Source organism: Bacillus altitudinis (assembly GCF_001191605.1).
In the GTDB taxonomy this organism is placed as follows: Bacteria; Bacillota; Bacilli; order Bacillales; family Bacillaceae; genus Bacillus; species Bacillus altitudinis.
On the sequence record NZ_CP009108.1, the window covers coordinates 1746352 to 1763541 of the forward strand.

10 protein-coding genes and 2 other annotated features are annotated in these 17190 nt (G+C 38.6%); of the genes, 9 read left to right on the forward strand and 1 reads right to left on the reverse strand.

Annotation, left to right across the window (positions count from 1 at the left end; translation table 11 throughout):
• Positions 1 to 179 precede the first annotated feature (179 nt).
• The 6 genes from ID12_RS08730 to ID12_RS08755 all read left to right on the forward strand — a co-directional run bounded on the left by ID12_RS08730 (position 180) and on the right by ID12_RS08755 (position 7686).
• Complete coding sequence (locus tag ID12_RS08730; protein ID WP_048002718.1) at positions 180 to 1010, forward strand: DNA alkylation repair protein; 831 nt, start codon at positions 180 to 182, stop codon at positions 1008 to 1010.
• A gap of 273 nt (positions 1011 to 1283) precedes the next feature.
• Entirely contained in the window at positions 1284 to 2468 is a 1185-nt protein-coding gene (locus ID12_RS08735) for a DUF1835 domain-containing protein (protein ID WP_046342963.1), read from the forward strand.
• A gap of 74 nt (positions 2469 to 2542) precedes the next feature.
• Positions 2543 to 2766, forward strand: a binding site (T-box leader).
• Positions 2767 to 2803: 37 nt separating this feature from the next.
• Positions 2804 to 3028 (forward strand) — a binding site (T-box leader).
• 51 nt (positions 3029 to 3079) lie between these two features.
• Positions 3080 to 4999: a threonine--tRNA ligase gene (gene thrS / locus ID12_RS08740; RefSeq protein WP_046344943.1), complete on the forward strand. Its 1920-nt coding sequence runs from the start codon at positions 3080 to 3082 to the stop codon at positions 4997 to 4999.
• Positions 5000 to 5173: 174 nt separating this feature from the next.
• The gene (locus ID12_RS08745; RefSeq protein WP_046342964.1) at positions 5174 to 5740 is read left to right on the forward strand and encodes a hypothetical protein; all 567 of its coding nucleotides are present in this window, start codon (positions 5174 to 5176) and stop codon (positions 5738 to 5740) included.
• A 17-nt stretch (positions 5741 to 5757) separates the two neighbouring features.
• Positions 5758 to 7050, forward strand: a complete 1293-nt coding sequence (locus ID12_RS08750) for a hypothetical protein (RefSeq protein ID WP_234717172.1) — start codon at positions 5758 to 5760, stop codon at positions 7048 to 7050.
• A 354-nt stretch (positions 7051 to 7404) separates the two neighbouring features.
• Positions 7405 to 7686, forward strand: coding sequence for a hypothetical protein (locus ID12_RS08755; protein ID WP_017366847.1), 282 nt, complete (start codon positions 7405 to 7407; stop codon positions 7684 to 7686).
• A 56-nt stretch (positions 7687 to 7742) separates the two neighbouring features.
• Here ID12_RS08755 and ID12_RS08760 read toward each other — a convergent pair whose 3' ends face one another.
• Positions 7743 to 9251: an AcpB/EbpR/MafR family transcriptional regulator gene (locus tag ID12_RS08760; RefSeq protein ID WP_050827061.1), complete on the reverse strand. Its 1509-nt coding sequence runs from the start codon at positions 9249 to 9251 to the stop codon at positions 7743 to 7745.
• A gap of 700 nt (positions 9252 to 9951) precedes the next feature.
• Here ID12_RS08760 and ID12_RS08765 point away from each other — a divergent pair.
• The 3 genes from ID12_RS08765 (at position 9952) to ID12_RS08775 (ending at position 17053) form a co-directional block, all read left to right on the forward strand.
• Entirely contained in the window at positions 9952 to 16110 is a 6159-nt protein-coding gene (locus ID12_RS08765; protein WP_234717173.1) for a SpaA isopeptide-forming pilin-related protein, read from the forward strand.
• Positions 16111 to 16236: 126 nt separating this feature from the next.
• Positions 16237 to 16734 carry a class D sortase gene (locus tag ID12_RS08770; RefSeq protein ID WP_234717174.1) on the forward strand — a complete coding sequence of 166 codons (498 nt, stop codon included), beginning with the start codon at positions 16237 to 16239 and terminating at the stop codon, positions 16732 to 16734.
• Positions 16727 to 17053: a hypothetical protein gene (locus tag ID12_RS08775; protein WP_050827063.1), complete on the forward strand. Its 327-nt coding sequence runs from the start codon at positions 16727 to 16729 to the stop codon at positions 17051 to 17053. The genes ID12_RS08770 and ID12_RS08775 overlap by 8 nt, the downstream gene beginning before the upstream one ends.
• The last annotated feature ends 137 nt before the right edge of the window (positions 17054 to 17190 follow it).

The following is a 17190-nucleotide window of genomic DNA, read 5'->3' on the forward strand; positions in this document are numbered from 1 at the left end:
TTTTGTATGGAAGGGACTACTTATTTTGGGTAGTTCCTTTTTGGTTTGAAGAATGCACCAGTAAAGTGGTTTATTTGATACAATAGGGGGCAATATCCAAAAATTGAAGGCATTCATATATTTCTTTTAAAAACGATGAATATCAAACAAAAGCACCACTAGACGAGGAGAGAAAATAAATGCAAATCAGCGAAGAGATCATCAATCGAAAAGGTGCTCGAAAGGGGACTGATATCCCTCATGACGTCTTGTTCCTTTTGAATCAAGGAAAAATAGAGAGTGTGAATTTAACTGAATGGCTGGCTGTCAATCATCTGACGTTATTACATCATGTTTTGCCATCCGTTGGTTTAGACCATCATTTAGACGATGTATCATCTGATGTCACTCAACAAAAGGCTGAGTCTGGAATGAAAGCAATTCGTCTCATCGGTCAATTGTTAGATGAAGTGTTACAGAAAGAGAATGGGGAAAAACAAACGGAAGTGCTACAGGCGTTTACTCACCATGTATCTGATAGCGTCCGCTGTTGGGCTGCTTATATGAACAAACACCGTTTATCAACTTTGGAAGAGAAATTGGCGTACATTCAACCATTTGCAGCTGATCCTCATTTTGGAGTTCGAGAAATTGCGTGGATGTCAGTGAGAGAAAGCCTAACGGATCAGCTCGATCAAAGTATAGAACATTTAACAGAATGGGCTAAAAGTAAAGATGAAAATATTCGCCGATTCTCAGTAGAAGCTATTCGCCCAAGAGGTGTTTGGACAAAGCATATTGAGTCATTAAAACAAGAGCCAATGAGGGCACAGCCTATTCTAGACTTGCTCAAATCTGATCCATCAACATATGTTCAAGATTCTGTAGGAAACTGGCTCAATGACGCTAGTAAAACACAACCAAATTGGGTCATAAACCTGTGTGAACAGTGGTTAAAAGATTCTGATACAAAAGCAACCAGCAGAATTGTCAAGAAAGCCAAAAGAACGATTGTGAAGGGGAATTTGTGAAGAAGTACATAAACTGAATTTCCCTTTTTGGAGGGTATTTCTATCAATAGATCATTAGAAGGAAAGTCTCAAAGTTACTCAGTAAACTGACTGCCCCATTTCGTGGGGTTCTTCATTTTTTATAAAAAATCTAGTCTCCTCAATTCTGCATTCTTTATATAGATCTTATCCTCTCATCGTCGTACTTTTGAATGAAATTGACTCAATAGAATTGACGTAAGAATCATGAATAGGCGAAGATGATATAAAATGTAAGATAAAGGGAGATGAATAATGATACATATCGTATTTGGGGCAGCAACTGCTGGTAGTTTAAAGCAAGCATTACGTGAAATGAAGCAAAAACCAGTGGAAGACATCATCACCTTTGATGATATCTACTCCATTGGCCCACTTACACACTTACATGAACGTCAAGGACAAGAGACTCGTATGGAGTGGCTTCGACATGTCATGTCCAATGAGTTTGGTAGATTTGATGATATGGTAATCGATCAGCAAAAAATGATTCAACAAGTGAAGGATGTAAAAGATGGCTCACATATGATGATATGGATAGGCAACAATGCACACGAACAAATAGGTCTACGATTTGCCATCTATTTATTAAAAGGAAAAAACGTGGACGTCTCTGTCATTAATACAGCGATTGCATATGATCACCATTTTAATACAAAGACAATTCGCATGGACCTTCGACATACTGGGGAAATCCCATCTGAAAAATTTAAAATCATTTATGAAAGTAAAAATCACTTTCACACCATTTCCAAGGAAGAAAGAGAACGATTACAAGAAGAGTGGCTTCACATTGCCGAAACAGATCATACACTTAGGATATGGCGAAATGAACAAACGCTCAACGTATCAGAAGATGAATTTGATGCTTATTTAGTAAAAATGGCTAAGCGGCTTCATCCGTCCGAGCCAGAAGAGGAATACATCGTAACTCCACGCTTAATTGGAGAAGTCCTTGGTCATTTAGAACAATATATCGGAGATGATTTTATTGAGTATCGGCTAAAGAAGCTGATTGATCAAGGTGTTTTTGCTATGAAAGGAAAACGAACGTCCATGCGTTATTACTCGATAAAACTGACAACATTTGGTCAGGACTTCAAAAAATGGGTATGCTGTCGTGATTTTGAGCACCAACCTTATGTGAAAATTGAAGGAACCTATGGTGGCGAACCTTTTCAATGCGGACATTGTCAATGTCATTTAGAAAGAGATGATGTACCTATAAGCGATGTACTATTCTCTAAAATATGGAATTGGGCCATACAGTATGGTTGTTGGTTTGATGAAGAAACAGATGACTTGCTGCCAGAAGGGGTAGAAATGGAAAAGAAGTTTAATCAAGCAGGGGAGTGTATAACGGAAGAAGTAAAGAATGCGTTATCTCCTAAGTATCAAGTCGAATATAGCCCCAGTGAAATGACAAGACATTTCATTTAAAGAATAAAATTCAATAGCACTGTACAAAATAAATCTTTACATCATTCCCCATCATCATGTAATATATGGAGAAATCAAAAGCGAAGAAAAGGACATGAGCAGCTTTTATCGGTTCACAGAGAGGGAAGTCACGGTGAAATCTTCCTAACGCAGAAAAGTTGTCTTACCACCTTTGAGCTGTATTGGTGAAATTACAGTATCCAATACCGTCTACGCCACGTTACGGCACCAGAGCCATAAAGCGAATACGCATTATGGGAATTTGGGTGGAACCACGGATTACACATTCGTCCCTTTATGAGGGATGGGTGTGTTTTTTTGTTTACTTTTATAGCATGATTGCTTTGAAAAGGACATGAGCAGCTTTAATCGGTTCACAGAGAGGGAAGTCACGGTGAAATCTTCCTAACGCAGAAAAGCTATCTTACCACCTTTGAGCTGTATTGGGGAACATTGCAGTATCCAATACCGTCTACGCCACGTTACGGCGCCAGAGCCATAAAGCGAATACGCGTTATGGGAATTTGGGTGGAACCACGGATTACACATTCGTCCCTCTATGAGGGATGGGTGTGTTTTTTTATTTCAAAAAAGAGAAAGGTGTGTCAGTGATGAGAGAAAAAATGGTAAAAATTCAATTTCCAGATGGAAAGATCAAGGAGTTCTCCGCAGGTACGACAGTCGCAGAGGTTGCCTCCCATATTAGCCCAAGTTTAAGAAAAAAAGCAGTAGCGGGAAAGATCAATGATCAGACAGTGGACTTAAGTTATCCGTTAAACAACGATGCGGGGGTTTCGATTCTAACACTTGATTCAAAAGAAGGGCTGGAAGTGTTACGACATACAGCTGCACATGTATTAGCCCAAGCTGTGAAAAGGTTATATGACAATGTGACACTGGGAATCGGACCTGTCATTGAGAATGGATTTTACTATGATATGAAGCTGAATCAAACGTTAAGCGTAGAGGATTTGGCAATGATTGAAAAAGAGATGAAAAACATCATAAACGAGAATCACCTTATTCAAAGAATGGAGGTCTCTTACAAAGAAGCTGAAGTGATGTTTGCACATGATCCATATAAACTGGATATTTTAAAAAGTCTCCCTCGACAAGAAGCCATCACGATTTATCAGCAAGGAGAATTTATAGATTTGTGCCGTGGACCTCATTTGCCTTCTACAGGGTATTTAAAGGCATTTAAACTAACGCGTGTGGCAGGGGCATATTGGCGGGGAGATAGCAATCAGGATGTCTTGCAGCGAGTGTATGGTGTAGCATTTCAGCATCCAAATCATCTAGCTGATTATCTTCATTTCATGGAAGAAGCAAATAAACGTGATCACCGGAAATTAGGGAAACAGTTATCCCTCTTTATGTTTTCAGAAGAAGCGCCAGGCATGCCTTTTTATTTACCAAAAGGTCAGATTGTCAGAAATGAATTAATGGCCTTTTCTAGAGAAGTGAGAGGTCAAGCGCAATATGAAGAAGTAAGTACTCCATTTATGATGAACCAAGAACTTTGGGAAAAGTCAGGGCACTGGAATCATTATCATGAAAATATGTATTTCTCAGAAGTAGACAATACAAGTTTTGCTTTAAAACCGATGAACTGTCCAGGGCATATGCTCATGTTCAAAAATAACTTATATTCCTATAGAGACCTTCCAATTAGAATGTCTGAATTTGGTCAGGTGCATCGTCATGAATTTAGCGGAGCATTAAATGGATTGTTCAGGGTCAGAACATTTTGCCAAGATGATGCCCATATTTTTTTAAGAGAAGATCAAATCGAAGCTGAAATCAAACGGATTTTTCAATTAGTTGATCATGTGTATCGGACATTTGGTTTTGAATATTCAGTCGAGCTATCCACTCGTCCAGAAAAAGCATTAGGGGATGACGCTATTTGGGATATATCCGAAAAAGCGCTAAAAAATGTGCTTGATCAGTTAAAGATTGACTACTACTTAAATGAAGGAGATGGGGCATTTTATGGTCCGAAGATCGACTTTCATATTCAAGATGCACTAAAGCGGAGCCACCAGTGCGCCACAATTCAGCTGGATTTTCAAATGCCAGAGAAATTTGATTTAACATATATCAACGAGAAAAATGAAAAGGTGCGGCCAGTTGTCATTCATAGTGCTATTTTTGGTTCACTTGACCGGTTCCTTGGTATTCTCATTGAACATTTTGCCGGCGTCTTCCCGTTATGGCTCGCACCAATCCAAGTACAAATCATACCTGTCTCAAGCGTTCACCTTGATTACTGCATAGAGGTGCAGCAGCAATTAAGAAATATCGGAATTAGAGTCACAATCGATGAACGGGATGAAAAACTCGGCTATAAAATGAGAGAAGCACAAATGCAAAAAATTCCTTATATCGCTGTCATTGGAGATACAGAAATGCAAGAAAAAACACTGAACATCAGACAACATGGAGAAAAAATGTCAAAGCTGCTGTCTATTGATGACTTTAAACACCTGGCAGCCCAGCAAATAAAAGACAGAACAGCTCAAATATGATGTGCTGATTTCATGAAGAAGGATAAGACGTTCATTGAATGGTGGGCGTCTTTTCATTTGTGAAAAAGCCGAATTGACAATTGAAAAGGAAAATATTGAAACATTTTTTCGTTAAAATCGTAATAAGGATAGAGCGTTTATCAGAAAAATTTGAAACGAGGAGGAGTTTATCACATGGAACAAGCTGCACTAAAAAAGATGAGGACAAAACAAATCGCTATCTCTAATTTATTTGTCGGACTTATGATCATCATTTTTTTTATGTTGATTCAAATTGTTAAAATCAAACTGACACATTTCCTTTTTTGTTTAGGAATTCTAATGCTTATTCAAGGCATTTTAGGCTTTATTAGGAAAGGAACAACAAAGTCTTTCATACCTATTTTAGAGCAGGTAGCTATTTATGAAAAAGAGAAATTAGGGAAAGAGTGGGAAAAGGAAAAACGGTTAGATCATGTGTGGAAAATCATATTGAGTGTCATTATGTTTATTCAATCATTCACTTTACAAAATGTGGATAATGCATTCAGTGACGTCGATCCTGCATTGATCATTTTCTTGTTTTTGATGGTTCTAGCCATTTTAAATATAAGCATGCTTTTTCGTTTTAGAAAAATTGACCGATCGACTGTAGGTGAATTAACAGGCTACACAAAAGAGTCAAATATAATGGCAATCGCTTTAGGATTTTTTATGGCAATCATCATCTTCATCTTTATCGTTATTTTTGTTCTTCCATAAAACATCATCATTTTGAGGTGAATTCATTGAATGCAAACATTCAACAACTAATCGATCAGACAAAAGTGACATTTGGCTTAGATCTTTACTATCTAAAAAGACACAGTTTTCATCGCTACGTCAATATGTTCAATGAAACGGTGTATACATTGAATATGGAATGGTTTCCCTCTCATGAAACGGAACCCGAGGACGATGATCTAAACCCAGACGGCACAGCTGTCATTGAAGTGAACTTGAATACAGGACAGACCGAGTCGGTTATTTTTGTTATGGACAAAACCTATGCGCAGCATGGTGTCACGTTTAAGAGACCTTATCCAGCTCATGTCATTCAATGGATCGAACAAGAAACAGGATTGATCTATGGAGAGCATTTTCATATGCATCAGAAGGAGAAAGGGGAACTTTCTTTCGAAGAAGCAATAGATGGTGTGAAAGTAGCACCTTCAGGCAGAATCGAAGTGAAATGGAATGAACATGGACAGCTCATGTACTTTACACACCACGGTCCATTTTTAGCCAAAACATTACTGAAAGATGAGAAATATGTGCTTTCCCTTGATCAGGTGAAGAACTTAGCCAAGCAGCAAGTACAGATGTTTCAATGGCCTTCCTTCGAGCACAATCAAATCCGTTCTATTTATGCTCTAGAAGAAATCTATGTGAAGAACGATGGAACAGAAACTCTTCCGTTTGAGGTTGGGCGTGAAGAAACGCATTGTATACACATGAATGAAGTCATTGAGTGGAATGAACCGATAAACAATGCCTTTGAAAAAAAGGAAATGGACATTCATGAGAACATTTCAGCTGAACAAGCTTTCTCATTGGAACCGTCACCAGATTCCTTCCCGATATCAAAAGAAGACCAGGATGAGTGTATCAAAGCGGTTCGAACCTTTTTGGCGCAAAAATATTCAAACGATACAGGGAAGTGGGTTCTAAAAACACTCCAACGTGATCATGGATACATCCATGCGATATTAAAAACGAATGAGCAAGAAGGCAGTGGATTTATGGATAAAATCAAGGTCTTCATTGATGCCAACACTTTTGAAGCCATTCATTACATAGATAAAAAAGAGATGTTTCAAGTATGTGGGATACTCAATCCATCTCAAACAGCTAGTGAAATCACCATAACTCAGAAACAAGCCTTTGAAACATTGAGAGAACGCCTCGAACTTACACCCATCTATGTCTATGACGATGTGCAAAAACAATATGTTTTATGCGGCAAGCTCGATTGTCATGATGGCGTTGATGCAGTGAGCGGCGAAGTGTTCTCTTTGACAGACTTTTCATAACTTCCAAAAGAACAGTCAGTGCTGTTCTTTTTTTGTCCCATCTCCCTCTTTTTTGCAGAAAAATGGAATTTTGTAGCAGGAAGTTGTCGTTTCATCACGAAAGAAAACAGGTAAGAATATGATCATAGGTCCATTGTTTGAATTCGTGGTGGAGTCAATGAGATGACATAGGAAACGTTATACATATTGAACATTCGTGACAGTACAGTTGATCTACAGTTCATGTCTAAAAAGTGAGTGATCATGTCTCAAGCCGTATGCGAAAATACGTGTACCGAGATCATATGATGAGTTGGTTCCGTTTGTTTTTAGGTGAGTTTGAAGCCAAGTTAGAAGAAAGTGAGGATATCTACCTTGAGTACATTGGAAGTGTTTCGTCAGTTTTTGGTTGACCATTATCCTGCGTTACAAGATGAGCTTTGGCTGAAAGATGTTGATACCCTTCGAATCTCTCCTATTCTTCATCCTTTTCTGAAAAGCAAGCTGCCAGATGGGATTGAAAAATTCACTTGTGTCCTATTCACGCAGCAAACAGATCAAACCACTGCCCCGCTCAAAGTATACCTTCTATTAGATGAATATGGGCAATCGCTTTACGCCATTGATTTGATGAATGAACAAATCGTGCTTCATTAATACAGAACCAAAAAGCTGCTTGAGCATGTCTCAGCAGCTTTTTTTTATGATGAACATTAGTTTGTCATATCAACCAATCTGCGGTGCAAGTTGTCCAATTCTTTTTTTGTTGGAAAAGAGCTGATCAGCAGCGTGGATCGCCCGAACTGAAGAGGAAGCTCAGTATCGGTCACAATCATATCAATCCCAAGTTGATCCATCGTGACATCATTTAACGTATTTTCTGGACTTGTGAAAATGTGAATGAGAGGAGGCACACTTAATTTAATTAAATCAGCAATAAACAAACTATGATAATAACCTAATGTTGAAGTAACAAAAATGTTCAGCGCGTTTCTCCGTTCCATCTCCAAATGAACAAGTCCTCTCCATGAAGATGTAATCATACGAATCAATTCCCGTTCATTTTTCACAAAAGAAGCGAGGATATCGTCTGTTTTTAACTCTTGGATGATATGACTAATCCTCGAATAGAAGTAAGGAAACTGTTTTTTCACCTCTGATAAATAGCTCGATTTCTTTTTGAAAAGGAATCCATCTCTCACGGTAATTTCATTGGAATACACATAATATTGGAGAAGAACGAGTGTCATCACCTTACGATTCGCTATTTCTTGATGAAAAATCGACTCCAACTGGGTGATAAATGAATGAATGGCATCATAGAGGCGTGGTGTATGTGACTGAAAGAACGTCAATTTTTCTTCGACAGTTTCAATTGATTTAAAGTGCCCAATAGCTGGTTCGATCAATAGCAAAAAGACAAATTCATGATGATCCAGCGTCACATCAAATACGTCTTTGGTCATTCGACAGATGTGCTCTTCCCATCTTTTGATTTGATCATAGATCCCTTTAGCTGTAGAGGTTTGTTTTTCTTCAGTCATTGAGTATGTATATTTACGGCTGATTGTAAAACCTTTTCGCATTCGGTGAATGGAAACGCCGAACCACAGGCAGTATTTATCTATCGCGACATCTGGTACATTGACTTCGAGCACCTGAAATAGTTCTTGTAATAAATTCACTGCGTCTTGTTTTTGAATATCATCAAATGGCCAAAGGCGGCTTCCATACACTTCAAATAAAAATTCAACAAAGAATTGACGAATCTCCTTCTCATTTCCATGAAACTGCATACTATCTGGGCGTAACTCGATGTCATAGGATGTAAGGATCGAGTTGATTTTATGAATTGTGTTATACAATGTGGATCTACTGATATTAAGCGTTTCCATCCATTCATAGAAAGATCTGTTTTCTTCAAAAAAAATGCCGTCAATCAATCGAATTTCAATCGTATCCTTTAGAATTTCTTTGATATAGTAATCCACTCGTATCGTCTGCGTATTACAAATGGATATGCCTTGTCTTGGCTTTATGTGGATTAACGCTTCTCCATTCTCTGTTTGGAACGATTTCATTTGTTCTAAATCGCTTTGAATGGCTCGAACAGAACCGATATGTTCATTCGATATCTCTTGAAGGCTCCACCACTTATTTTTGGATACAAGCAATTTTAAAATGTTTATCCATCTCTTTGATTTATTATCAATGAGCTCCATCAAACAACTAGCTCCTTCCTTTGGCTTGCCTCTATATATTATGAAGTTCAGATGAAGAACATTTGAGCTCAAAATAGGCATGAAATGATTGTAATGTTTTGCCTAAATCGTTTTGTCTTCACTTTTGATGATAAAAGAGAAAAAAATTAGACGAAAACAAATGTTATTCACTGATTCTCCATATATTTCTTTTAAAAGGTGATAAGTGTGCCATGAATCCTATAAAAATGGATCATTTTGTTTATTTTTTTGCTGCTCAAACGGTAAATGTAAGAATAAAAAGCATCGGCTTTTTGATTACCATATGGAAGGGAGTAGAAGGAATGCGATCTATATGATGCTGAACTATCTCACCATACATACCATATGAGTCATGCTTGTTTTATATGAACGTTCTATATGTGAATACATGCTTATATATGCATGTACTAATCGTTTGTTGTTCATTCCAGTATAAATAGAAAAATTCACATTTATTCTTTTCATGTTCCCTCTCACTATTCCCCATTGCTATAGACCCCTATCCAGCTACTATATCTACTACTCATGATGACCTTTCAAACTCATGATTGATCAACTCATTTTATTCATAGGGTCTTAAGGTGCAATTTTTAGAAAAATTTGATCAGAAGCGGAGTGATTGATCAGACAGTATACAAATGCTTTTTTAATCGTTGTTGAAAAATAATTGTAGAAAAGGGTGGATGTATTGAAAAGAATATTGTCGCTGGCACTGATGACCGTGTTAGTCATACAGTCTAGTATATTAGGAATCTTGCCTTTAGCAGGGGCACAAGCTAAAGACATTCAAGAGAATATTTATGGAAATATTGAGTTTGCTGATAGCGAAGGCAACAAGTTATCAAACATAGAAGATCAGCAAGTAAGAAAGGCCATTGTGCATTGGTCTATCAAAGGAATTGATCTCAAAAAGCAATATCCGTATATTCTCTCTCTTCCTTCAGTCATTCAGGTAGAGAAGGAGCAGAAAGAACGAATTACTGTCAATGACATACCTGTTGGTGAGTATACCGTTTCGAAACAAAATGAAGTGACGGTCACATTCAATGAGGATATTGAGCTTGATCCGAATTTAGAAGGATCTATAGATATTGACGTCACCAGTATAGCTGAGAAAAAAGAGAAAACAAAGCAAAACGAGCGTGAAGAAAATCTTTTAAAAGATGATTCAACCTCATCGGAGAAAGACAAAGCTGCTAACAATCAAGAAGCAGCGCAAACGACACAAAACGATGAAGATGAGTTACTAAAAAACAAAGTGAATGTCTCTAAACGTGTAGGACTGCAAAGTGTGTCGAAACAAATGACAATCCAAGAAAATCTTCTCACTGATGCGCAATTGATATTTGAAGATCAAGAAGGAAATTCAGTAGAAAGGCCTGATATCAACTCACTGATTTCCATTAACTATAAGTGGGCCATCCCAAATGGTCATAACTATAATGGCGGGGATGAATTCCATTTCAAGGTTCCAGAGGAATTAGTGATTTACGAAAAAATCGATCGTCTCGAGATGAAATTTAATCAATCGATCATTGGTTATTTTTCTGTAGATGAAAGCGGAAATGCCTCCATCGAGTTCACAGATTTTATTAAACAATATTCAAATATCCAAGGAACACTTCAAGTATGGACACAATTAGATAAAAAAACAGTGATCACTGAAGAAAAAGAAGTGGTGATTACCCCGATTGAAGGCAAAGATACGATATCGATTCCGATTCAATACATTCCAAATGGTCCGAATGTCTCTAAAAAGGGAGAACCCAATCGATCTTACAATGCTGAAACCATTCAATGGACAGTCGATTTTAATATGGACTTAGATGATGTGAAACAAGCGAAACTGTTAGATCCGATTCAAGAAGGTCAAGCGTTAAAAAAAGATTCAATCAAGCTTTATCGTGTAGATACAAAGCTAAATGGTGAAACATCGCTTGGACAGCTGCTTGACGAAAACCACTACACCATCGGCCAAACAGCAGATGGTCAAGATTTCACGATCGAATTTAAAGATGACGTGCATCTCGCTTACCGTTTAATGTATGAAACGGACATTACGAATCAAGATCAGTCTGCGTTTCGTAATAAAGCGTCCCTTGTCTCTGCTGATAAAGAGATTAGTTCAGCAGAAGGAACAGTGAATGTGACAAGAGGCAGTCCTTTAAATAAAAAAGCCGCCCACTACGATCCAGTCACTCAAACGATTACTTGGGAAATTCGGTATAACTATAACGAAAAAAAGTTGGCTCAAAAGGATGCTTTAATAGAAGACTTCTTTAACGGTACACAGGCGCTAATATCTGATTCAATTCAAGTCAAAGAAGTCACAATTGATGAGAATGGCAAAGAATCAGGAACAAAAGCGTTTGAAGATTATGTGGTTCAACCTCAAAAAAAGGATGAACAAAACGGGTTTACCTTGCAATTCAATCAAGATATCCAATCGGCTTACCTGATCACATATCAAACAAAAGCAACCGAGCGAATTTTCGAAGCTGAAGACATTATCAATACTGTAACAGCTGGCAAAGAGAGCGAACAAGGGAAGCAAAGAATTGATCAGCAAATCCTAACGAAAGACCACGGAACACCGAATTACAAGAACAAGACCATTCCATGGCGTATCATCTTCAACAAAGATCAACAAACCATGAACAACGTAATATTAAAAGATACGTTTACCAACGAAGGATTGACGCTGCAAAAAGATAGTTTAAAAGTGACGACAGGTAATACAGTGCTTGAAGAAGGCACAGATTATCAAATCGTTGAACATGCAAATGGATTTGATATTCAATTTATGAAAGAAATCAAGACAGAACATACCATCACATATACAACGTCTTTTGATTATGAAAAAAGAGCAGATAAAGATCAAAAGAACTTGCGTAACCATGTAAAACTTGAATGGGTAAATGAAGATGGCAAGGATTTGACGAAGGAAAACCAATCTGTCTTTACGCCTGACACATACACGCAGTCCAATGGGTTCAAGAATGGAACATATGATGCAAAGAAAAAAGAGATCACATGGAATATCGGTGTGAACTATAATTTGAAGCATCTAGAAGAGGCGAAAATCGAGGATTTCATTCAAGGAAATCAGCGTTTGCTTAAAGATTCAATTATCGTCTACTCGCTTGATTTACAAGGCGGGGAAAATGGTGCGGAAGAAAAAGAAGTATTAGCGAAAGAACATTATGACATCAAATTCCTTGAAAATGAAAAGGGAGAATCAGGCTTCGAAGTCATTTTCAAACATGCCATTGATTCCCCATACAAAATCACGTATCAAACAAGTGTTGAAGGAATGGATTTAGTACAGAAAACCTACGAAAATAAAGCGACCCTTTATGATGGGAAGACGAAAGAATCAGACGTGAATGCTGTGGTGTCCATTCCAAATGGAGGGAAATACACGAGCAAGTCAGGAAATCAACAAGGGAAAGTCATTGATTGGAAACTGAATATCAACTTTGGTCAATCAACAGTCCAAGATGCGACGATTATAGACCATCCGAGCAGTAATCAAGCCATAATAGAAAACTCATTTCATCTGTATTCGACAACAATAGATGAAAAAGGGCAAGTGACTAAAAAGGATGAGCTTGAAAAAGGGAAGGATTATGAACTAGACCTTGAATTCGATCCAGATTCTTTTCAAATCAAATTTAAAGAAGAAATCACGAGACCCTATATTTTAGAATACCAATCTCTCATTTTAGATAAGGTGGGAAGTACACTTCAAAACGAAGTAACGTTTAGAGGTGAAAATGTAAAAGAAATCAAAAAGGAATCCGAAGCCTCAATTGTGGTCAAACGTACCGCTGGCATGGGAGATGGCACAGGAGCGATTGGCGCTTTAACAATTAAAAAGGTAGATGCGAGTGGTGGAAAAGCGCTAAAAGGAGCAACCTTTTCTCTGACAGATGCTGCGAGCGGTATCGTCATTGGAACAAAGACAACAGATGAAGAAGGAGCTCTTCGATTTGATCGTCTTCTGTATGGTGACTATATCGTGACAGAAGAGAAAGCACCTGATGGTTATTTGAAAACGAAGGAACCGATCAATGTCACGATTGATCAGCCTTACGAATCAGGAGATCAAACGAAAATAGGAAACAGCATGACGGTGCAAAACCAAGAAATCCGCCAGCATGTGAAGCTCACGAAAAAAGACAAAGAAACGGGTGCGGCATTAGAAAATGCAGAATTTGAACTGAAAAATGAATCTGGAGATACCGTCCAAACCCATTTGAAAACGGATGAAAAAGGAGAAATCCTATTCAAACATCTTGAGCCAGGTTCCTATTATTTTGTTGAAACAAACGCACCGAAAGGCTATCAATTAAATCAGCAAAAATGGCCGTTCACCATTAAAGAAAATCAAACAGAAACAACGGTTGTCACCGCAGTAAATGACATCATCAAAGGCTCTGCAGAATTGAGCAAAATAGGTGAAGGCGGAGAGAGACTAGAAGGTGCACAGTTCAAGCTCTTAGATCAAGATGGGCATGAGCTAAATGGTGCGCTTGTCACAGGAAAAGATGGCAAGATCACGATCAATGAACTAAGACCGGGTTCGTATCAGCTCATCGAAACAAACGCACCAGACGGTTATGTATTAGATGAAACACCCATCACATTTGAAGTACCACTCGATCCAAAAGAACCAGTCATCATTTCACAAAAGAACCTCTATGAAACAAGTGCATTAGAAGTGATGAAAGAAGGGGAAGATGGCAAGAAGCTTCAAGGTGTTCGATTTGAAGTCTTGAATCAAAATGACAAAGTCGTGCGTAAAGATTTGACAACAGATGAAGATGGAAAGCTGTTGGTCGATCACCTCAAACCGGGCAAATATCAGCTTGTAGAGACAGAGAGTATTGATGGTTATCAAAAGAAAAATAAACCTGTTCCTTTTACCATCGAAGTAGCACAAAAAACACCGACAGAGATCAAAGTGATCAATGATCTCAAAACTGGAGCTGTCCAGCTCACGAAGCTCGGTGAAAAGAATGATGTGCTTGAAGGAGCAGAATTCAAGCTAGTAGATGCAAATGGAAAAGAGATAAAAACAGGTCTTGTCACAGATGAGAACGGGGAAATCATCGTCAACGATCTGAAACCTGGAACCTATCAGTTTGTTGAAACGAAGGCGCCATTCGGTCATGAGCTTGACGAAACACCTGTCACTTTTGCTATGCCATTTAACCCTGAGAAGCTGGTCAGTGTGACAAAAGAAAATAGCCGCACAACTGGCGGAGTGCTGTTACACAAAAAAGGTGAAGATGGGAAATCATTAGAAGGGGTTGTCTTTGATCTATCTGATGCCAAAGGAAAGATTGTGGCAGGAGGAGAAGGAATTACAACCAATCAGGATGGAAAGATTACCTTCACAGGTTTAAAACCTGGAACCTATCAATTTGTTGAAAGAAAGAGTCTTGAAGGCTATGAATTGAGTGCGAAACCACTTGTCTTTGAAGTTGAAGTAGGTCAAAAAGAATTGATTCAAGTGGAGGCGATCAATCAGCTCAAGAAAGGTTCTGTAGAACTCACAAAAATAGGGGAAGAAAAAGAAAGATTGAAAGGCGCAGAATTTACACTTTTCAATGACAATGGTAAAGAATTGCTGTCAGGTTTGACAACCAACGAAAAAGGCATCATCACTGTCAACGATTTGAAACCAGGTGCTTACCAATTGGTTGAAACGAAGGCTCCTTTTGGACATCAACTTGATGCAGAACCAGTAGACTTTCAGATTGATTTCAACCCAAATCAACTGGTGAAAGTGACAAAAGAAAATATTCGCACGACAAGTGCTGTGAAGCTTCAGAAAAAAGGGGAGGATGGTCAGTTGCTCGCTGGGGTGACCTTCGATCTGATGGATGAGCATGATCAGCGTATTCAGAAAGACTTAAAGACAGACAAAAACGGTCAACTGACAGTCGATCAACTGAAGCCAGGAACCTATCGATTTGTCGAAACAGCAAGCATTGCCGGCTATGAATTGGATCAGACACCTGTCTCATTTACGATTCGTTTAGGTCAAGACAAACCAGCAAAAGTAGAAATGATCAACAAACTGACGCCGGGAGCAGTGGAACTGACCAAAGTGGATGCTGAAGGACACACGCTGGAAAACGCAGAGTTTGCTCTTCAGAGTAAAGACGGGAAAACGTTGAAGAAATCACTTGTAACGGATCAAAAAGGAAAGCTTCACATCAACGAACTAAAACCGGGAGAATATCAATTCGTTGAAACGAAAGCGCCTCACGGCTATGAATTAGATGATCAGCCGATCCGGTTTACGATTGAGAAAAATCAGCAGAAGCCTCTTCAAGTAACAGCGAAGAATCACTTGATTTTAGGAAGTCTGCGTATCATAAAGGTAGACCAGCAGACTGATAGAACCTTAAAAGGTGCAGCCTTCGACATTCGTACAAAAGCCGGGAAAATCATCAAATCTGTGACAACAGGAAAAGACGGAGAAGCCATTGTCAAAGGGCTTAAACCTGGTGAATATACACTCACAGAGACGAAAGCTCCAAATGGTTATGTAGCGTTAAAGAAACCACTCGCTTTTACAATTCAAATGGGCGAAGTGGAGATCAAGACATTGATTGTAAAAAATGCTCCAATGAAGAATGAAGAGGACCACACGAATCCTCCAGCCTCAGATCAAGGGGATCAACATCCACCTCATGGCTCAAACTCAAACGGGGAGCTGCCAAAGACTGGGGAAGAATGGCTTCGTTATTTGATGTATGCAGGGATTTTACTAGTAGTGTCTGGAACTGTTCTTCTTGTTGTCAGAAGAAGAACCATTCAGTAAAAGGAAGGAACGAGTGTATTGATGAAAAAAAGAACCTTATTAGGCAGCTTTTTGGTGGTCGCGGGACTAATGCTAATCTCCGTTCCTTTTCTATATGAGTGGCGAACTTCTCAGGAGACAGCAGCCATGGAACAGGCATTGAAAATGATTGAAGAAAATGACAGTGATGCCCTTTCTTCTATTCCACATTTAACTGTGTCAGAAGAAGACCTGCGAGATACGATGGAGCTTGAGATCCCGTCAATTGATTTAAACGAAAAAGTGCTTCCTGTTACATCAAAAGAAAATTTAGGTATTGCACTGACTCAAATTAAATCTCATCAAATGCCAGGTGAAGGAAATTTCACGATTGCAGGCCATAGAGGGTATAGAGGCGATCGGCTTTTCCGGCAGCTTCCAGAGGTACCTAAAGGAGCAAAAGCCGTCTTACGTCATCAAGCTGAAACATACGAATATAAAATTGTCAGCTCTGCTACGATAGAACCGACGGATGTAGATGTATTAAAGGATCGCGGGATAAAAGAACTGACATTGATCACTTGTACACTTGATGGCCAGAAACGCTTTGTCTTAAAAGGAATACGAATCAATGCTTCAAAGGATAAGCAACCGTCGGATGTATAACACCAACATAATAGATGATGGGTTCGATGGAAAAGCAGCGTTCACGACCGACATGTTACACCAACTGTTATCAGAGCATTATCCCACTTTAAAAAACGAATGTTGGGATGTGGATATAGATACAATTCGGACTTCGCCTATTCTTCATCCTTTATTAAGAAGAAAGCTTCCGATAGGTATTGAAAAATTCACATGTGTTTTGTTCACGCAGCAGACAGGGTCCTTTGGAGAGCCTTTGATTGTGTACTTTTTATTGGATGAAAAAGGCGAATCGATTTACGCAATGGATCTCTTGCTTGAGCAGCATGATCCACATTAAACGAGAAATAAAAAAGGAAGGGCTTTGATTAACGGGTTCGGTTTTAAGGTGGGAAAATTGTATTAGTCATATAATGAGGACTCTAATTCGTATATGAATTGGAGTTCTTTTATTTGTTTATATGAAAGAGTACGAGC